Consider the following 18,839-nt stretch of genomic DNA (forward strand, 5'->3'; position numbering starts at 1 on the left):
CTTAAGGAGTGTGGGATCAGCGTGTCCCATACTCCTGCTTTTTTACAAAGGTTTTATCTACATAGAATTGTTTGAAAACTGACTAATGCCAACGTTTTATTATAGAGAGATGAAATTTTTTCTTAAAAAAGGTATAATAACAAATGTATGGTTAAGGCTTAACAAAAATAGAACCAACATTTGAAAAGAGCAAAATTTAAAAGACAAACAAAAATCATTTAGATAATGAATGACTTAGAAGGAGAGTAATAAAATGGGTAAATATTTTGGTACGGATGGAGTTAGAGGGGTTGCAAACTCAGAATTAACACCAGAACTTGCATTCAGATTAGGTCGAATGGGTGGGTATGTTTTAACTCGTCACGTGGGTGAACATCCGCGTGTGCTTGTTGCTCGTGATACACGTATATCTGGAGAAATGCTTGAATCCGCTTTAATCGCAGGACTTGTTTCTGTAGGAATTGAAGTTATGCGTTTAGGTGTTATATCAACTCCTGGCGTCGCTTATTTAACTAAAGCGCAAGGAGCTTCTGCCAGCGTCATGATTTCTGCAAGCCATAATCCAGTAGATGATAATGGAATTAAGTTTTTCGGTTCGGACGGTTTTAAACTTTCTGATGATCAAGAAGAAGAAATTGAACAATTACTTGATACAGCAGAGGATACACTACCTCGTCCAAGTGGTGAAGGTCTAGGAACAGTTAGCGATTACTTTGAAGGTAAACAAAAATATATTCAATACTTAAAACAAACAATCGAGAATGACTTCAATGGTTATCATATTGCTTTGGACTGTGCAAATGGAGCAACTTCTGGCTTAGCAACACATTTATTTGCTGATTTAGATGCTGACATTAGCTCAATGGGCGCTTCTCCAAATGGCTTAAATATTAATGATGGCGTTGGATCTACACATCCGGAGGCGTTAGCTGCATTTGTTTTAGATAAAAAAGCAGATGTAGGTTTAGCTTTTGATGGCGACGGCGACCGTGTGATTGCAATTGATGAAATCGGCCAAATTGTCGATGGAGATAAAATTATGTTTATTTGCGCGAAATACTTGCGCGAACAAGGTCTATTAAATAGTAATACGATTGTTTCCACAGTAATGAGTAACTTAGGTTTTTATAAAGGCTTAAGAGAACTTGAAATTGAAGATGTTCAAACAGCTGTTGGTGACCGTTATGTAGTAGAAGCAATGCGAGAAGGTAACTATAACCTTGGCGGAGAACAATCTGGTCATATTATTTTCCTAGATCATAATACTACTGGTGATGGCCTGCTTTCTGGAATTCAACTAATTAACGTTATGAAAGCAACTGGGAAAAAATTATCTGAACTTGCTTCAGAAATGAAAACATTCCCACAAAAACTGGAAAATATCCGTGTAAGTGATAAGAATCATGTAACAGATAATCCAAAAGTAAGTAAAGTAATTAGTGAAGTAGAAGCTGAAATGGCTGGTAATGGTCGTGTTCTTGTTCGTCCATCTGGTACAGAACCATTAGTAAGAGTAATGGTGGAAGCTGCCACAAAAGAAGCAACAGACGAATATTGTGAACGTATTTCAGCGGTTGTTCGTTCAGAAATGGCACTTAACGATTAAAACTACAAACAAAAAATCCTGATGATATAAACTTCATCAGGATTTTATTTCTTTCGAAAGAATGATTTGATCTACGCAAGCAATACCGTTTTCGACAATGGTTTGCCCTTTATAATGATCTATAAAATAATTTGGAACGATTTGTTGCATCCGAAAGCCGTTTTTTTGATAAAAAGCGAGTTGGTCAATACTTGAATTGCCTGTTTTAACAATGATTTCAGTAAAGTTGTTTTGTAAAGCAAAATCAAACGCTTTTTCAAGTAGTTTCTTACCAATTCCTTGATTTCTAAGTGTAGATATAACAGTAATATTCATAATTTCAAGTTGCTTATTATTTAATGGAAGTAAACAAACGACGCCGATTGTTTTAATGGCATCATTTAATTGGAAAACGTGTGATTTATCAAGATATTTCGCAATTTGTTCTTCACTTGGATCAGCTTCAAGTAACAATGCTATTGGAGCAGGTTGTGTTTTATCCCAAACGGTCCAGTTCATTTTTATCACCTCGATTTTAGATTAACATGAGGAAACATAAATAGGAAGGGAAGTGGGCAAATTGCCTGAAAAATTAAGAGGAATATGCGGTAGTTTGCTAATTGCGCTAGGTGTGACACAACTATACAGCTTTGTAAGTGCTTTGGTTGGTTATTTTAGTGCAGAGAAAGATAGCTTTACATTTGTTTGGAATTATTGGGTATTATTGATTTTTGGTTTAGCATTATTTATTGTTGGTTTTAGTTTCATTAAAAGCGAAAAATTTCGATTAGTAAGCATTATGCTAATCAGTTGCTTTGTTTTATTTCAAGTCTTTTCCGTGTATTATTACCAACTAAGAATTTTGGCGAAATTGGAATATTCGCAGCCATTTGAGTGGTCAGGAACGTTACTGGTTATCAGTAGTATTTTAGTGTTAATCACGTTATTATTTGGCCCGAAATTCGCTTTAAAAGAGGTAAGTGAAGACCAGTCTTGGAAAAATAAATGGCGTTACGCATCTGGCTTTTTCGCAATTTTTGGTGCTGTTACGGCAATCTTTGCGGCAGTAACAATTTTTAAACAACTACATTCGGATAGTATTAAAGAAGGCTATTTATTTACAACTTCACTTGATGCTTACTTTGCTTGTTTTATAGCTGTGATTTTCTTGCTTGTAACTATACTGGCATGGCGTAAAGTCTCGCTTTTATTAATTGGAATTCTTATGGGAGCGGCTTTCATTTTACTTACGAATTATTTATCTGTAACCAACTGGATTAATTTTGCAAAAGAAAACTTGTCGATTACATTCGGTAGTAATGAAAGGCAAGTCTTTGGAATGCAATTTTTAATGGGAGCATCTGCTTTTCTATCTAGTATCTTTGCTTATATCGCAAAAAAGTCCTCTAAATAATTAGAGGACTTTTTTTATTATTTTTTACCGAAAACAATGTTCGTATAGCTATTTAGAGTGACAAAGTAATACACAATGTACATTAATGTGTAGACACCGGTAGAAATCACAACTGGTAGTGTTAAATCTAGTGCCAGCATATGTGAAAGTCCGATAAGTGCAAAACTACTGTGTGCAATTCCGATAACTAATGGAATCAAGAAGACAACGAGTAATTGTTTAGCAAGAATTTTGCGGATGTCTTTTTTAGTAAGACCGATTTTCTTCAAGATGTCAAATGTACCGATGTCATTATATGCTTCAGTTAGTTGTTTAAAGTAGATAATACTTCCTGTCGCTGCTAGGAAAACAAAACCGATAAACATACCGATAAATAGAAGTACACCGGTTACTGTGATGATTTGTTGATAAGTAGCTGCGTAAGAAATGAGATTGCTATCTTTTGGAACTAGCGATTGCATTTTTTTATCTAAATCTTGAGCTTGTTTTGCATCTTTTACAGTGATAGATTCAACTGTTTGAGATGGGATGCTCTTATCAGTAGCGATTTGGGCAACTTGTGCATCTGGAAGAACGAGTAAGCCCATAACAGATGCAATTGGTGAGTTTTGAACAACTGATTTAATTTCAACAGTTGGTTTGTTTGGAGAAGCTAACGTATATTTTTCGCCAAGCATTTCTTTCTGTGCTTTTTCATCATAAGTGACAGAAAGTACCATTTGTGCTTCATTTTCTTTTAAACTAGCTGTGTTTTCTGGATTTCCTTGTTTTTTAACGAGCGCATTATACGCGGATTCAGATATAACTGGAAAACCTTCATTTATATCATATTCTACAAAGTCTGGTCGAGTTCCTTCTGCCTTGACAGTGTAGTAAGTGCTCTTTTGTTCGTATTCTACTGGGTGATCAGAGTCACTTTCAGCTGTTTCCACGATTTTATTATTTAGCGCTTTGTCTTTCGGAACTAGATACTCAAAACTTGATGGTGCAGAAGTGTTTGCGGATGTATTTGCTTGATAGTATATACTGCTTATCGTTCCAATAGCAGACAAGGTAGTTGCACTTAAAATAGAGATAATAATTAATGTTTTTGCATTGGATGAAATCCTAAAGTTCAACTGAGAGGTAGAAATGATATTACTACCCTTATAAAAAATCCGTTTGTTGTTTCTTAGCTTTGTAAGTAAATATGGTAAGAAGAAGGTAATAAACAAAGAAGTACCAATAATTACGGAAGCTAAAATGACCAGTGCTCCGATAGAAAAACCTAATTGCGCCCATAACGAATTTTTGGCATCAAGTGGTTGTCCAGCAATAAAGTACCCAAGCGCAATTAAAACTAGAGAAAGTAGCGCCAAAATAAAAGAAGGTTTCGGACTTTTTTCACGTTTTGATTCAGAATGGAATAAGTCTAATAATGTGGTGCGATAGATAATTCGATAGCCTGTAATAGATGTAAACAAAGTAATGATAATAAAGACAATACTTGTTTGTAAAACAGCTCCCCATGAAAAGGCAAAACCGCCAATACTATCCAAATTAATTAAGTTAAGTAAGATGGTTACAAAAATTTTTGAAAGAAGTGTACCAGCTAAAATACCAATTACTAAAGCCCCGATACCCATAATGAAATTTTCATAAAATAACATCCGACCAATTTCTTTTTTTCGAAGTCCAAGCAAAGAATAAAGTCCGATTTCTTTTTTCCGTTTTCTTGTGAAAAAGTTGTTGGAATAAAGAATGAAAATTGCTACAAAAATAAGCAAAATGACAGAGGAGCTAGAAAACGCGGTCGATAACTTAGCAGATTGGTCAATTCGAGCTACGACTGACGGATCTTTTGAAAGAACAAGGAAGGTAAAATAAATCATAATGCTAAAAATCATTGATGCAAAATATAGAAAGTAATGTACGAAATTATGTCTAATATTTTTCTTCGCTAAATCAAATAACGTCATCTGTGTCGCCCCCCAATTTTGCAAGAACGTCTAGAATTTTTTGGAAGAACTCCTTACGTGTTTTCGTTCCACGATAGATTTCTGTATATAACTCTCCGTCTTTAATAAATAAAATTCGTTTGCAGAAGCTAGCTGCAAATGCATCGTGTGTAACCATCATAATGGTAGCTTTATCTTGTTCATTTAAGTCACGTAAGCTTTCAAGTAAGTTGGTTGCAGATTTGGAATCAAGTGCCCCAGTTGGCTCATCCGCAAAAATCAAACTAGGTGAAGTAATAATCGCACGTGATGCAGCTGTACGTTGTTTTTGACCACCAGAGATTTCACTTGGGTATTTATCAAGAATTTCTGTAATACCAAACTTTTCACTTATACTTGCTAATTTTTCCTCCATTTCTTTGACGGGGCGTTTCGCTAGTGCAAGTGGAAGGATAATATTTTCGCGGATGGTAAGTGTATCTAATAAGTTATAATCTTGGAAAATAAAACCTAGTTTATCACGGCGGAAAGTAGACATTTGTTGTTCATTCATGTTTTCAAGTTCTTGTCCGGAAATCATAATTTCACCAGAAGTTGGCTTATCAATAGTAGATAAAACATTAAGTAAAGTAGACTTACCAGCTCCAGAAGGACCCATAATTCCAGTGAATTCTCCCTCTTTAATATCAATACTGATATTTTCAAGTGCAGTATACACATTTCCTTTGCTTCCATAAATTTTTCTTACATTTTTTGCTTGTAGAACTGTCTCCATTATTTTCTCTCCTTAAAACTAGATTCATTTATTATATGTATCATTCTATCGTTTAAAAGAGAGGCGTTCCATCGTATCAAATGACAATTACGGGAGATATCCTTACAAAATTGTTAGTTTTGTGAAATAAAAAACTGGAATCCGTCTCAATAAACTTTTGAAAAAAGATTTATTAAAGAGAATTCCAGCTTATTTTAATTAAAGGGTAAATAATTTGGAGAGGTTTTCGGATGGTAGAAGGTTTCCGATGAAGAAGGAGCCAAATTCTGCATAACGGGCACTTGCTTCATCAAAACGCATTTCTGTCACGATGCGTTTGAATTCTAGTGCATCATCTGAAAATAAGGTAACGCCCCATTCGTAATCATCAAATCCAATAGAACCACCAATAATTTGTTGTACTTTCCCAGCATAACTTCTACCAATAAGACCGTGGTCACGGATAAGTTTTTGGCGTTCTTCCATTGGAAGCATATACCAATTATCAGCACCATCCCGTTTTTTACTCATAGGATAGAAGCAAATGTGTTTTTTAGGTGGAAGAGTTGGATAAAGTCTCGCACGAACCCCTTTATTTTGATAAGGATCTTCGCCGCCCGCCATGTGAGATGCAAGATAGTTACTTAATTCCACAACAGATATGTAGGAATAGGTTGGTAATAAGTAGTCGGCAATGGCTAATTTATTAAAACGGTTTTCGACTTCATTTAATGCCTCTAAGGAATCACGTAAAGTAAAGAATACTAAATCCGCTTTTTGACCAAGAATGCTGTAAATGGTATGTTCACCTTCACCGATATTTTTTGTAATTTCCATATCACTTAAAAAGTGGCTTAGCTCATTTAACATAAGTTCTTGATTTGCTGGATTTAATTCACGCCATGCTGCCCAGTCAATTGAACGAAAATCATGTAGACAAAACCATCCATCTAAAGTTTTTACTGCTTCATTCATTATGTATCACTCCTTGTTTAGAATATCACTAACTAAAGTGTAACATATCGGATGTGGTTCGTCCGTTTCGCTGTTTGTGAAATTACGTTTCAAAAGGGCGGTACTTTTTTCGTAAACTTTGCTGACTTTCTAACCGAAGTTCAATATCCATTTTATGAAAGAGAACCATATTTCCTTTTTTTGTAAAAGGGAGTACATCGCGTTTTGCTAAGGAGAGGAGGGCTTGCTTAGATATGCCTAAGTAAGTCGCGGCTTCATTTGTAGTCAAGAAGTTTTCTTCTAGCCATTTAAAATCTATTTGTTGTTGACGCACATCTTTTCACCTCTTTTTCTTTAAGTGTAGAAAATATCTGGCAGAAATACAAGAGAAAACATTAACAATTGCCTAAAAACAAGCTATACTTTAATTAAACCATAACTCTAGGAGGCATAAATATGAATGACGTATTAACTTTGCTGAGAAATCATCGCTCTTTTCGAAAATATAAAAAAGGGGTGGAGATTCCAGAAGAAAAGCTCGATGCGATTATCCGAGCAGCTCAAGCAGCTCCGTCGTGGATTAACGGTCAACACTATTCTATTATTGCGATTAAAGATCAAGAACGTAAAAACAAAATGGCAGAACTTTGTGGCAATCAACCTTACATAGCAGAATGTTCCGTTTTTCTTTGTTTCGTTGCAGACTTTCACCGCGTAAAAGTAGCGAGTGATATGCACGGTAAAAGTTTCCAAATTGCTGGGGAGGAAGATTTACTAATGGTTGCGGCAACAGATATCGGACTTTGTATGCAAAATGCTTTAACAGCTGCTGAATCGCTTGATTACGGAACGATTTGTATTGGTGGTTTGCGACGAAATATTACGGCAACCGCTGAATTCCTAAATTTGCCAGAATTCGTCATGCCAGTTGTCGGACTTTGTATCGGAGTTCCGGATGTAGAAGCTCCTGTAAAACCTCGCTTGCCGAAAGAAGCAGTTTATTTTGAAGAAACCTACCAAACGGATGTGATGCCTTTACTCGAAGCTTATGACCAAGAAATCATTCCTTTTTCTGAGCGGGAAGGTTTTGTGTCTTATACCGAACGTTTAGCAAAATTTTATGATAAACCGTATTATCCGAATTTAACAGAACAAATAAAAGAAAGAGGCTTTTTAGACGGAAAATAACTAGCATCTTCGCCATTATTAGTATATACTTTTAATTGACAAAACCCAGCAAAATCGCTGGAATGGAGGTAATTTTATAATGACAGAAGCATTATTTTTAAACCCTGTTTTTCAAGACCGAATTTGGGGTGGAACGAAATTACATGATTATTTTGGTTATGATATCCCGTCTGATACTACAGGGGAAGACTGGGCGATTTCTGCTCATCCGAACGGTCCTTCCGTAATCAAAAACGGGGAATACAAAGGAAAAACGTTAGCCGAATTATGGCAAGAAAAACCGGAACTTTTTGGTAACCCGAAAGAAGCTGTTTTTCCATTACTTACAAAAATATTGGATGCAAATACGGATCTTTCTGTACAAGTTCATCCCAATGACGAATATGCTAAAGTACATGAAAATGGCGAACTAGGAAAAACGGAATGCTGGTATATTATTGACTGCGCTCCAGGTGCGGAATTAATTTATGGACATAAAGCCGCAAGCAAAGAAGAATTCGCTAGCTGGGCAAAAAATGGCGAATGGGATAAATTGCTTCGTAAAGTGGCGATTAAACCAGGTGAATTTTATTATGTTCCAAGCGGTACAATTCACGCGTTAGGTACTGGCACTTTAGTCCTTGAAACACAACAAAGCTCTGATACGACTTATCGTGTATATGACTATGACCGTAAAGACGCAGAAGGAAACTTGCGCGAACTTCATTTAGATAAAGCTATTGATGTTACGACTGCGCCACATGTGGATGCGAAGTTAGATATTAAAACAGAAACACGAGATGGCTTAACCGAAACGACTTTTGTATCGAATGACTTCTTTAGCGTTTATAAATGGGAAGTGGATGGCAAGGCTGAATTTGTGGCCAAAGCGCCTTACACGTTAGTAAGTATTTTAGACGGAGAAGCGGTACTAACAATTGATGGTAACGAACAGGCTATTAAAAAAGGAGATCATTTCGTTTTACCAAATGAAGTGAAATCTTGGGAAATTAGTGGCAAAATCACAGCGATTGTTTCTACACCTCCTGTAAAATAACAAGAAAAGCTCTGGTTAGTATCAAAGCTAAGACTGGAGACAAAGCGGGAAACCATTTTGTCTCTTTTTTATGTAAATAGGTTTGTTCACTTTATGGTACAATAAAAAAAGAATACAACATAGAGGTGAAAAATGTCTTTAAAGATAAAGTGGATTATAGCAATTAGTATTATCGTCATACTTTTAGTTGCGGGATGGTTTCTCGGAACTAGACTAACGGTAAAAAAATATGAAGTGAGCTCTACTAAAATTGAAAAAGAGATTAAACTAGTGCAATTATCGGATTTACATTTTAGTGAATTTGGCGATAAGAATGAAAAAATGTTACATAAAGTGGCAAGTTTAAATCCAGATGTGATTGCGATTACAGGGGATCTTTTTGATAAACAAGGGGATAGTGTTCCTAAAGAGCTTATAAAGCAGCTTACGAAGATTGCGCCCGTTTATTATTCGCCAGGAAACCACGAATACGATGTTAAAAATGCCTATGAGGACGATTACAAGCCTTTTTTAGAAAAAATGGGTGTAGTTAACTTAGAAGATAAAACGGCTACTATCGATGTTGGTGGGCAGAAATTTCAGATATCTGGTTTGCGAAGTAGTGCGAATTTAGATTATGACTATCCTTATTATAAAGAAGGTATAGCGGAGATAAAACCGCAGCAAGATTCGCTGTATTATCAAATTCTTTTGTCACATATGCCGGATTATTTTGAGCTTTATGTGGAAAGTGGTTTTGATTTAACGTTAAGTGGTCACACGCATGGTGGGATTGTGCGTATCCCGTATACGAATATTGGCGCGATTGCTCCTGGACCGCAGCGAACACTTTTGCCGGAGTATGTATACGGTGAGCATTCGAAAGATGGGAAGACAATGATAATTTCTGCTGGTCTTGGTGCGGGAAGTCTTCATCAAAAAGCATTTCCAAGATTAGGAAATCCATATGAAATTGTTGCAGTGACAATTAAACCAGCGTCGAAATAAAAAAGAGCCTGAGATAGGCTCTTTTTTCTATTTAAAGATATGATCCAAATTCGTATGCTCATCTGACTCGCAATTACAGGCTTTTTCAAGTTCGCAACCGCCGCATTTTCCTTCTTTGCTGCGTTTGACAAATTTGATAATCGCATAAATGGTATAGCCAAAAATTGCTCCGCCAAGTAATAAATTAACGATAATACTCACGAAAAACATCCTCTCTTAAACGAATAGACTGCCGATTTGATATACAAGAAATACTAATACATAAGCTGTAACGAGTGGATAGGCGACAGAAAATGCGGTCCATTTCCATGAACTAGTTTCTTTTCGAATCGCTGCAACAGTTGCTAAACATGGGATGTATAGCAAGATGAACAACATAAAGCAATAAGCCGAAAGGGGCGTATAGAAGGTGCTAACGATGCTGCCAAGCGAACTTTCTCCAACTGCATAAATAATCGCCATTGTAGAAACGACTACTTCTTTTGCTAGAAAACCAGGAATCAGTGTCGCGCCAGCTTGCCAAGTACCAAATCCTAAAGGAACGAGCAGTGGTGCGAGCATTCCACCGATGATTGCTAAGAAACTTTCACCCATTGGTACATCGAGTCCGGCTGGGCCAGCATAGTTCAGTAACCAAATGATAACCGAACCTGCAAAAATAAATGTTCCTGCCTTACGTAAGAATCCTTTTCCTTTTTCCCATGTACTGCGCCATAACGTTTTAAGTGAAGGTAAACGATATGGTGGTAGCTCAACGACGAATACGGAATTATCTTTTTTAAGTAATGTTTTTGAAAGAATTTTAGTAACGATAAGTGCCATTAAAATACCGATAACATAAAGAGAAAGTACGACAAGCGCCTGATGTTTTTCGAAAAATACGCCAACAAAAAGAGCATAAACAGGAAGGCGCGCGGAACAGGACATAAATGGTGATACGAGAATGGTTAATGTTCGTTCTTTGGATTCCTCAATCGACCGTGCTGCCATAATTCCAGGAACATTACATCCAAAACCGATAATCATTGGAATAAATGCTTTCCCATTTAAGCCAAAAATTTCCATTATTCGGTCCATAACAACCGCTATTCTAGCCATATATCCGGAATCTTCTAAGACAGAAATGAAGAAGAAAATAACCAAGATTTGGGGAACAAAGACGAGCACGCCACCAACCCCAGCAATGATACCATCTGCAACCAAATCAATAATAAATCCAGATGCGCCAATGGTTGTTAAGAAGGAAGTTACCCAATCTGTCAGCGAGCCACCGATAAAACCATCAAGCAAATCAGACAGAGGAGCGCCAACCCAAGTAAAAGTTATTTGGAAAATTAACCACATGATTCCAAGGAAAATCGGAATCCCGAAAAACTTATGCGTAAAAATCTTATCGAGTTTGTCGGATAGTGGAATATCGGAATTGCGCGTATATTCGACTGAGGTCAAACAAATATCATGAATGTAATTCACGCGAACTTGGTGAAAATGATTTTCTAATTTGCCGGCAAGCGCAATTTCTAGTTCTTCGCGGATATCTTTCAATCGCTCAAACGAAGGGGTGTCTGTTAAAAATTCTTCGGTGACTTCATTTTTAGAAAGGAATTGAACTGCGAGCCATCGAGATTGCTTAGCAGGAATAACATCTTTAGTTAAAGCTTGGATTTCTAAAATAGCCTTCTCCGCAGGTTCGCCATATGGTAAAATAAGCGGAATTGCCGGCGCCACATGTTTTTCCGATAAAGTAGTTAAAATATCATCCGTACCTTTTCCAGAACGAGCAACTACTGGTAAAATCGGAATGCGCAGTTTTTTTGCTAAGTTTTGGATGTTTAAGTGGATGCCCCGACCTGCGGCAACATCAATCATGTTAAGACCCATCACAACAGGTGCACCGAACTCAAGTAATTGAATCGTTAAATTTAAATTTCGTTCAATTTGCGAGGAATCGACAATATTTAACATACAGTCGAATTTCTCTTCCAGTAAAAATCTAGTTACAACTGTTTCATCACGAGAAATGGGATTTAAGTCATAAATACCAGGTAAATCAATTAATTTGCCTGTTTTAGAACGTAAAGTACCAATTTTCTTTTCAACAGTGACTCCGCTCCAGTTTCCTACATATTCATAAGAGCCTGTTAATGCATTAAACAAGGAAGTTTTCCCAGTATTCGGATTTCCGAGTAAGCAATATGTATTTTGACTCATCTGCGTTCCACCATAATGGCACAAGCATCACATTGCCTAATACTGATATATTGCCCTTTTGTTTCAAAAGTACAAGGGCCACCAAATAGACCTTTTTGTTTGATACAAATATCACAACCTTCATCGCAACCAAGTGCAAGTAAGCGACGTTTAAGCATGGCGTTCTCAATTTTTAATTCTGAGATGCGAACTTTTTCACCAACAACAGTTTCATTTAATTGCATAAGCTAGCAGGCCTCCTTCTATGTTATGTATTGAACATGATAATCATTATCAACTATGTTCATTTTATCACGAATAGACCTTAATATGAAGTGTTTTGTTAAAATTAACAACAAAGTAGCAAAATAATAGGGTATAACAGTAAAAAAGTTTCCTAAGGGAAGAATGCTCTTTTAACTGAATGTTACGCCTTTTTACCTCTGTATTGATACACGGAAATAAGTGCTGGAGCTGTTTTTAATCACTTTTTTTCTATCAAGTTGTTTCTTTTTATAGTAAAATGGTAACTATAATATTTAATATTAATGGAGGCAATTAACACATGAGTAATTTATTTACTACAATTAAAGGACAAGTTACTGGGAAAAACGTGCGCATTGTATTACCTGAAGGAACAGATGAACGTATTGTTGGAGCAGCTGCACGTCTGCAAAAAGAAAATATCGTAACACCAATCTTACTTGGAAACAAAGCTGAAATTGAAGCAAAAGCAAAAGAAATTGGTGCTTCTGTTGAAGGTATCGCTATTCACGAACCTGCGACAGATCCACTTTTTGATGAATTAGTGGCTGCATTTGTAGAACGTCGTAAAGGGAAAGCTACAGAAGAAGCAGCTCGTAAAATGCTCGTTGATCCAAACTATTTTGGAACAATGCTTGTATACACTGGAAAAGCAGAAGGCCTTGTAAGTGGTGCGGCTCACTCTACTGGTGACACGGTTCGCCCTGCCCTACAAATTATTAAAACAAAACCAGGCGTAAGTAAAGTTGCTGGCGCGATGATCATGGTTCGCGGTGAAGAACGTTATTTATTCAGTGATGTAGCTATCAACATTGCACCAGTTGCAGCAGATTTAGCGGAAAACGCGATTGTTAGTGCCGAAACAGCAGAAATCTTTGGCATTGACCCACGTGTTGCTATGTTAAGCTTCTCTACAAAAGGTTCTGCAAAATCCGATGAAACGGAAAAAGTGGTTGAAGCAACAGCTCTTGCAAAAGAAAAAGCACCTGAATTAACGCTTGATGGTGAATTCCAATTTGATGCAGCATTTGTTCCAACGGTTGCTGAGAAAAAAGCGCCAGGATCGGTTATTAAAGGGGATGCAAATGTATTTATCTTCCCAAGTCTAGAAGCAGGAAACATTGGCTACAAAATTGCCCAACGTTTAGGTAACTTTGAAGCAGTTGGACCAATTTTACAAGGCTTAAATGCGCCAGTTAATGATTTATCTCGTGGTTGTAACACAGATGATGTTTATAACTTAACGTTAATTACGGCAGCGCAAGCAGTGAATAAATAATATGCAAAAGCAGTAGACTAAGTTGTCTACTGCTTTTTTTATACCATTTTTTCGAGGAAGTAATTCATCCAACGATTGTCGTTTGTAAGCTCAGGATGAAAAGCAGTTACGAGAATATTCGCTTGTTTAGCAGCGACGATTTTCCCGTCAATTATTGCTAATACAGTTACTTCATCACTTGGTTCAATTAAGTAGGGAGCACGGATAAACACGGCTTCGAAGGGAGTTGCACCAAATGTTTCTACATTTAATTCGGCTTCAAAGCTTTCTTTCTGACGTCCAAAACCATTACGAACTGAGGTAGCGTCAAGCAATCCAAGGCTTTCTTCGCCGCCTTCAATTTCTTTTGACAAAAGCACAAGTCCGGCACAAGTACCAAAGATAGCTTTACCTTCCTTGGCAAATGCTTTAACTGGTTCCATTAAATCATAACGTTTCATTATCTTCCGCATCGTTGTACTTTCACCACCAGGTAAAACAAGTCCGTCAAGCCCAGCTAAATCATTTGAATGCTTTACTTTAAAAGCAAAAGCACCGGCTGATTCAATCATTTGGATATGTTCATCAACTGCACCTTGAAGCGCAAGGACACCAATTTTTTTCATATTAAAAACTCCGATCTTGCATTCTGTCTTCTGGGTTAAGGCGAGACATTTCGATTCCTTTCATCGGGGAACCTAGCTCTTTGGAAAGTTTTCCGATTAATTCATAGTCTGTATAGTAAGTAGTAGCTTGGACAATCGCACTGGCGAATCTTGCTGGGTTATCAGATTTGAAAATACCAGAACCAACGAAAACGCCGTCTGCTCCAAGTTCCATCATTAAAGCTGCATCAGCGGGAGTCGCAACACCACCAGCGGCAAAATTAACGACCGGAAGTTTGCCAAGTGTTTTAATTTCTTTTACAAGTTCATATGGAGCACCGAAATTTTTAGCGGCAACCATTAATTCATCATCTGTCATTCCTGCAATTTGGCGAATTTGGCCGTTTACTTGGCGCATATGGCGGACAGCTTCGACGATATTTCCTGTTCCGGGTTCACCTTTTGTACGGAGCATGGCAGCACCTTCCCCAATACGGCGCAGCGCTTCACCTATATCACGGCAACCACATACGAAAGGAATTGTGAAGTCTGATTTAAGTAAATGGAATTCATCGTCAGCTGGGGTTAATACTTCGCTTTCGTCAATATAGTCGACGCCCATTGCTTCGAGGACACGTGCTTCTGTAATATGACCAATTCGAGCTTTTGCCATAACAGGGATAGATACAGCATTCATTACTTCTTCCACAATACGAGGATCAGCCATACGAGCGACACCACCTGCTGCACGAATGTCAGAAGGAACACGTTCAAGTGCCATAACTGCTACTGCACCAGCTTCTTCGGCAATTTTTGCTTGTTCAGCATTTACAACATCCATAATGACGCCGCCTTTTTGCATTTGCGCCATTCCACGTTTTACACGGTCTGTACCAACTTTTTTCTCCATACTAATAACCTCCATCAAAGTTAATTGAAAATACCTGATTATTATGATAAGCTAAAAGCCATTTCGTAAAAACAGCCAATTGGATGTTGTTTTCTCCATCCAATTAAAAAGGGGTGTAGTAGATGTGGAAACTTACTGGGAATTCTAATTTACCGATTTATTTACAAATTGTTGATTTAATAGAAACTAAAATTATGAACGGCGAACTTTTACCAGAAGAAAAATTACCTCCAGAAAGACAGCTGGCGGAATTTTTTGGTGTGAATCGCTCGACAGTGGTTCGGGCGCTTGATGAGCTTACTGCCCGGGCTGTTATCGTCCGGAAGCAAGGTAGTGGAACAATAGTAAATGCGGAAAAGTGGGGGCTTTTTGCGGGGCAGTCAACGAATTGGCGCCACTATTTAACGCAAGGTGGCTTTACGCCAGCTGTTCCTTATATTAGGCAAACAGGTGTGATGGAACGCGCGGATTCGGAACAAGTGATTGATGCTTCGACAGGGGAGCTTCCACTTGAAATGACTCCTAAAATGGAAACACCAAGCCTTTCGTGGCAGTCTTTTATTGCCGAAGAACAACTGGAAGACGAAGCAGGCTACAGACCGCTACGTGAAACTGTTCAAAAGCAAATGCACGATGCCTATGGTCTAAATGCACGCCCGGAACAAATTTTTATTACATCAGGAGCGCAGCAAGCACTCTTTTTAATTACACAATGTTTATTAAAACCAGGTGATGCCGTGGCGATCGAGTCGCCGTCTTACTTTTATTCGCTATCGCTATTTCAATCTGCGGGCTTGCGGATTTTTGCCTTGCCAATGGACGATGATGGTGTGATTATTTCTGAATTACGCGATTTATATCATAAGCATCGAGTGAAAATGGTTTTTGTTAATCCGACATTTCAAAATCCAACGGGACTTGTAATGAGTTTAAAACGGCGCAAGGAACTCGTGAAAGTTTGCGCTCATTTGCAAATTCCGATTGTAGAGGATGATCCGTTTTCAGAACTGGCAGCACTTGATAGTGAAATTCCAGTTCCTTTAAAACAACTAGATTCAGATAATGTTTTATATATTGGTTCGCTTTCTAAAATAATGGGGTCAACTACACGGATTGGGTGGCTAATTGGCCCGACAGCAGTGATTGAACGGCTAGCTCTCGCAAGGCAGGAGATGGATTTTGGACTAAGTATTTTCCCGCAAGTATTAGCTAATAGCGTCTTAAATACAGCTGGATATAAAGAGCATTTAAAGCAATTACATCAAGTTTTAGCAGTGCGTAGAGATCATTTGATAGCGGCTCTAGAGGAAATTTTACCAAACGAACTAGCATTCATCCGTCCAAAAGGAGGATTTCATTTGTGGGTGAAATTACCAGTAGAATTTCGCTCCATTCGTGATTTTGATATTTTTTTAGCGAATGATTTACTAGTGATGCCTGGATTTTTATTCGGGGTAAAAGAGACGGTTATTCGCGTAACTTATGCCCGACTTGAGAAAGACGATTCAAGGCAAGTAGCCAATATAATAAAGCAAATATTAATAGAAAAAAGTGCGATGAAGCTTGATTGAAGGCTGATTCGCACTTTTTCATATTCCCCTTGAAAACCTTCTCATCTATAATAGAAAGTAACCCTAAAATATCATTCATCACAATAAATCTTTCTGCCAAAAGAGAAGTTGTGATGAATCATCATTTTTATGTAAGGGTTATCATTTACTATTAATATAAGGGAGGGAAAAGTAGATGGAACAGAATTGTAAAGAATTAATTACTTATCTGCTCTTGAATCGGCAAGTGAATCTTAGAAATGTTTCCAAGAATTTTAAAGTATCCAAAGAAGCAATTAGCGCACAGATTACACAAATAAACCATCTACTAAAGTCAGAACCAATTTTGATTGACCATGACATGATTTTTGTTACAGATGTATGTAGGGAAGCTTGTTACCGGCTTTTGACAGCAGAAGAACAACAGTTATTTTCGTTTTATGAGGTAAATATTCGTCGCAAACTCATCATGATTAAGTTATTGCTACATAATCATTATATGTCACTCGGTGCACTGGCAGAATATGTTTATGTAAGTAAAAATACCATGCTTACAGATGTGAAAAGTATCAAAGAAAGTCTGCATGAGTTTGAAATTCAGCTCGATTATTCAAGAAAAGATGGCTATGCGGTTTCTGGTTCAGAATTTCTGATTCGTAATTTACTAGCAGAACTCATTCGTGAAGTCGTTCAGACCCCCTACGGAAAATTTGTACTTGATGAAAAGAAGCTGATTACTGTAAGCGAAGTCTTTTTACTAAAGAAACGGCTGGAAAAAGTCGAAAGTAAGCTCCAAATTACCTTTACCGATGAGCAAATGGAAGAATTGCCCTATATTCTCCACGGCATCATCAAGCGAGCAAAAGTAACAAATAAAAACTGGACATTTAAAATTGAAATGTATGACATCAAAAATACCCGTGAGTTCCCGATAATGAAAGAAATGTTTTGGGGTTATGACTTTTTAAGTGAAAATGATTTGCTTTACTTATCGCTACAAGTACTTGCTTCGAACTTAGTGGAGTCGGCGCTTCATTTCTCAGACAGTGAAGAAATCGCCTATGCAGTTGATGAGTTCATCGGTTTACTTGAAATGTATTTTGCGACAGAAATCATGAAGAAAAATGAATTTAAAGAAAAAGTGATTTTACATGTCAGACCAGCAATTTACCGAACGATTTTAGGATTTCAAATCAATAACCCACTTAAAAAACAGTTTATTAAAGAGTATACCTCCACTTTCAACATTGTAGAAAAAGCCTCCAAACCTTTTGAAAAATTGGTGGGCCATAGGTGGTCAGAAGAGGAAATTGTGTATCTTTCTATGATAGTTCTTGGGTGGATGTATCAAATTGAGGAAACGGAACAGCCGATTTTCCGTGCAGTTGTCCTTTGTAAAAGTGGTACATCCATCTCCAAACTACTCTTAGAAAACTTGAAAATGATGTTTCCAAATATTGATTTTCAAGGGGCTTATGCGGTGCGACAATTAAATTCAGTGGCACGTGATATTGATTTTGTTTTTACAACCGTACCCGTTCAAAGCAGTGCGACCATTTTTGTTATCCCGTCGATTTTAAGTAAAGATAGTAGGCAAATCCTCAGAGAACAAGTCGATAAAGCTATTGAAATGGACAGTCATAAAAAAACCAAAGAATTGCTCGCTATGCTAAAAGATGAAATTCCTGAAGAAAATATTCGATTAGTGCAAGCCAAAGTAGAATCTTTTTTCAATAAAAAAGAGCAGCAGGTGGAGAAAAAAGAGCCCGAACAAATGCGAATTACGGAAGAGCAGGTTCACTTTTTAGAAACGTCACTTGGGTGGGAGCAGCTAGTTTCAGCGGCGTTTGCACCGATGTTAGAACGAGGAACGGTGGATACTTGTTACATTCATACTTGTGAAGAGATATTCTATCAAAATTATAAGCAGATGATGATTGGCCCGAATATTTATTTGCCCCACGCAAAACCGGCGAACGGGGTAATTGAGCAAGATATTCAGTTGATGATAATGAAAGCGGACACAAAAACCCCTGCGAATGAAGCAATTAAAATCATGATTGCTCTAGCACCATCCGAACAAAATAAACATATACCCTTATTACTAAAATTGAACGAAATTTTCTTGCGGCCTGAGAGATTAGCGGAACTTCTCGCTTCTACGAACAAAAAGAAAATCGTTGAAATCCTTGAAAGGGGGTGAGCAT

General features: G+C 37.4%; 17 protein-coding genes and 1 pseudogene. 8 read left to right on the forward strand and 10 right to left on the reverse strand.

The annotated features are described in order from the left end of the window. The first annotated feature begins 253 nt into the window (after positions 1 to 253). Positions 254 to 1,606 carry a phosphoglucosamine mutase gene (gene glmM / locus HCB45_RS00100; protein WP_003763407.1) on the forward strand — a complete coding sequence of 451 codons (1,353 nt, stop codon included), beginning with the start codon at positions 254 to 256 and terminating at the stop codon, positions 1,604 to 1,606. A gap of 36 nt (positions 1,607 to 1,642) precedes the next feature. Here the strand turns inward: glmM and HCB45_RS00105 are convergent, their stop codons facing one another. Next, positions 1,643 to 2,104, reverse strand: coding sequence for a GNAT family N-acetyltransferase (locus tag HCB45_RS00105; RefSeq protein WP_185607847.1), 462 nt, complete (start codon positions 2,102 to 2,104; stop codon positions 1,643 to 1,645). 61 nt (positions 2,105 to 2,165) lie between these two features. On the opposite strand from HCB45_RS00105, the gene HCB45_RS00110 reads away from it, so the two are divergent. Continuing rightward, positions 2,166 to 2,999: a hypothetical protein gene (locus tag HCB45_RS00110; RefSeq protein WP_185319286.1), complete on the forward strand. Its 834-nt coding sequence runs from the start codon at positions 2,166 to 2,168 to the stop codon at positions 2,997 to 2,999. Between the two features lie 17 nt (positions 3,000 to 3,016). Here the strand turns inward: HCB45_RS00110 and HCB45_RS00115 are convergent, their stop codons facing one another. The 4 genes from HCB45_RS00115 to HCB45_RS00130 form a co-directional block, all read right to left on the reverse strand. After that, positions 3,017 to 4,957: an ABC transporter permease gene (locus HCB45_RS00115; RefSeq protein ID WP_185319285.1), complete on the reverse strand. Its 1,941-nt coding sequence runs from the start codon at positions 4,955 to 4,957 to the stop codon at positions 3,017 to 3,019. Beyond that, on the reverse strand, positions 4,944 to 5,711 hold the full coding sequence (locus tag HCB45_RS00120) for an ABC transporter ATP-binding protein (protein WP_185319284.1): 768 nt from the start codon (positions 5,709 to 5,711) through the stop codon (positions 4,944 to 4,946). The genes HCB45_RS00115 and HCB45_RS00120 overlap by 14 nt, the downstream gene beginning before the upstream one ends. Positions 5,712 to 5,909: 198 nt before the next feature. Next, a complete protein-coding gene (gene hemQ / locus HCB45_RS00125) occupies positions 5,910 to 6,665 on the reverse strand; it encodes a hydrogen peroxide-dependent heme synthase (RefSeq protein WP_185319283.1) in 756 nt (251 codons plus the stop codon). 82 nt (positions 6,666 to 6,747) lie between these two features. Next, positions 6,748 to 6,978: a helix-turn-helix domain-containing protein gene (locus HCB45_RS00130; RefSeq protein WP_185319282.1), complete on the reverse strand. Its 231-nt coding sequence runs from the start codon at positions 6,976 to 6,978 to the stop codon at positions 6,748 to 6,750. Positions 6,979 to 7,100: 122 nt separating this feature from the next. Here HCB45_RS00130 and HCB45_RS00135 point away from each other — a divergent pair, with 122 nt between their 5' ends. From HCB45_RS00135 to HCB45_RS00145, 3 genes are all read left to right on the forward strand, one after another. After that, positions 7,101 to 7,832, forward strand: a complete 732-nt coding sequence (locus tag HCB45_RS00135) for an NADPH-dependent oxidoreductase (RefSeq protein ID WP_185618215.1) — start codon at positions 7,101 to 7,103, stop codon at positions 7,830 to 7,832. A 79-nt stretch (positions 7,833 to 7,911) separates the two neighbouring features. Next, positions 7,912 to 8,868, forward strand: a complete 957-nt coding sequence (manA, locus tag HCB45_RS00140; protein WP_185618217.1) for a mannose-6-phosphate isomerase, class I — start codon at positions 7,912 to 7,914, stop codon at positions 8,866 to 8,868. Positions 8,869 to 9,000: 132 nt separating this feature from the next. Then, positions 9,001 to 9,855 (forward strand): metallophosphoesterase, encoded by an 855-nt coding sequence (locus tag HCB45_RS00145; RefSeq protein ID WP_185319279.1) that lies wholly within the window; start codon positions 9,001 to 9,003, stop codon positions 9,853 to 9,855. 27 nt (positions 9,856 to 9,882) lie between these two features. Here HCB45_RS00145 and HCB45_RS00150 read toward each other — a convergent pair whose 3' ends face one another. Genes HCB45_RS00150 through HCB45_RS00160 form a run of 3 tightly spaced genes read right to left on the reverse strand, consistent with a single transcriptional unit; the run spans position 9,883 to position 12,290 of the window. After that, positions 9,883 to 10,065, reverse strand: coding sequence for a FeoB-associated Cys-rich membrane protein (locus HCB45_RS00150; RefSeq protein ID WP_003769684.1), 183 nt, complete (start codon positions 10,063 to 10,065; stop codon positions 9,883 to 9,885). Between the two features lie 6 nt (positions 10,066 to 10,071). Continuing rightward, positions 10,072 to 12,066 carry a ferrous iron transport protein B gene (gene feoB, locus HCB45_RS00155; RefSeq protein ID WP_185618219.1) on the reverse strand — a complete coding sequence of 665 codons (1,995 nt, stop codon included), beginning with the start codon at positions 12,064 to 12,066 and terminating at the stop codon, positions 10,072 to 10,074. Continuing rightward, positions 12,063 to 12,290: a FeoA family protein gene (locus HCB45_RS00160; RefSeq protein ID WP_185319277.1), complete on the reverse strand. Its 228-nt coding sequence runs from the start codon at positions 12,288 to 12,290 to the stop codon at positions 12,063 to 12,065. Before HCB45_RS00160 ends, feoB begins: the two co-directional genes overlap by 4 nt. Positions 12,291 to 12,610: 320 nt before the next feature. On the opposite strand from HCB45_RS00160, the gene pta reads away from it, so the two are divergent. Beyond that, complete coding sequence (pta, locus tag HCB45_RS00165; RefSeq protein ID WP_185618222.1) at positions 12,611 to 13,588, forward strand: phosphate acetyltransferase; 978 nt, start codon at positions 12,611 to 12,613, stop codon at positions 13,586 to 13,588. Positions 13,589 to 13,626: 38 nt separating this feature from the next. Here pta and pdxT read toward each other — a convergent pair whose 3' ends face one another. Both pdxT and pdxS read right to left on the reverse strand, forming a co-directional pair. Further along, a complete protein-coding gene (pdxT, locus tag HCB45_RS00170; protein WP_185618223.1) occupies positions 13,627 to 14,193 on the reverse strand; it encodes a pyridoxal 5'-phosphate synthase glutaminase subunit PdxT in 567 nt (188 codons plus the stop codon). Position 14,194: 1 nt separating this feature from the next. Beyond that, on the reverse strand, positions 14,195 to 15,082 hold the full coding sequence (pdxS, locus tag HCB45_RS00175) for a pyridoxal 5'-phosphate synthase lyase subunit PdxS (protein WP_185618225.1): 888 nt from the start codon (positions 15,080 to 15,082) through the stop codon (positions 14,195 to 14,197). Between the two features lie 122 nt (positions 15,083 to 15,204). Between pdxS and HCB45_RS00180 the strand changes: the two are divergent. Further along, positions 15,205 to 16,649, forward strand: a pseudogene (locus HCB45_RS00180) (aminotransferase-like domain-containing protein). Between the two features lie 179 nt (positions 16,650 to 16,828). Next, on the forward strand, positions 16,829 to 18,835 hold the full coding sequence (locus HCB45_RS00185) for a BglG family transcription antiterminator (RefSeq protein WP_185618229.1): 2,007 nt from the start codon (positions 16,829 to 16,831) through the stop codon (positions 18,833 to 18,835). The last annotated feature ends 4 nt before the right edge of the window (positions 18,836 to 18,839 follow it).

The organism is Listeria farberi (genome assembly GCF_014229245.1).
In the GTDB taxonomy this organism is placed as follows: domain Bacteria; phylum Bacillota; class Bacilli; order Lactobacillales; family Listeriaceae; genus Listeria; species Listeria farberi.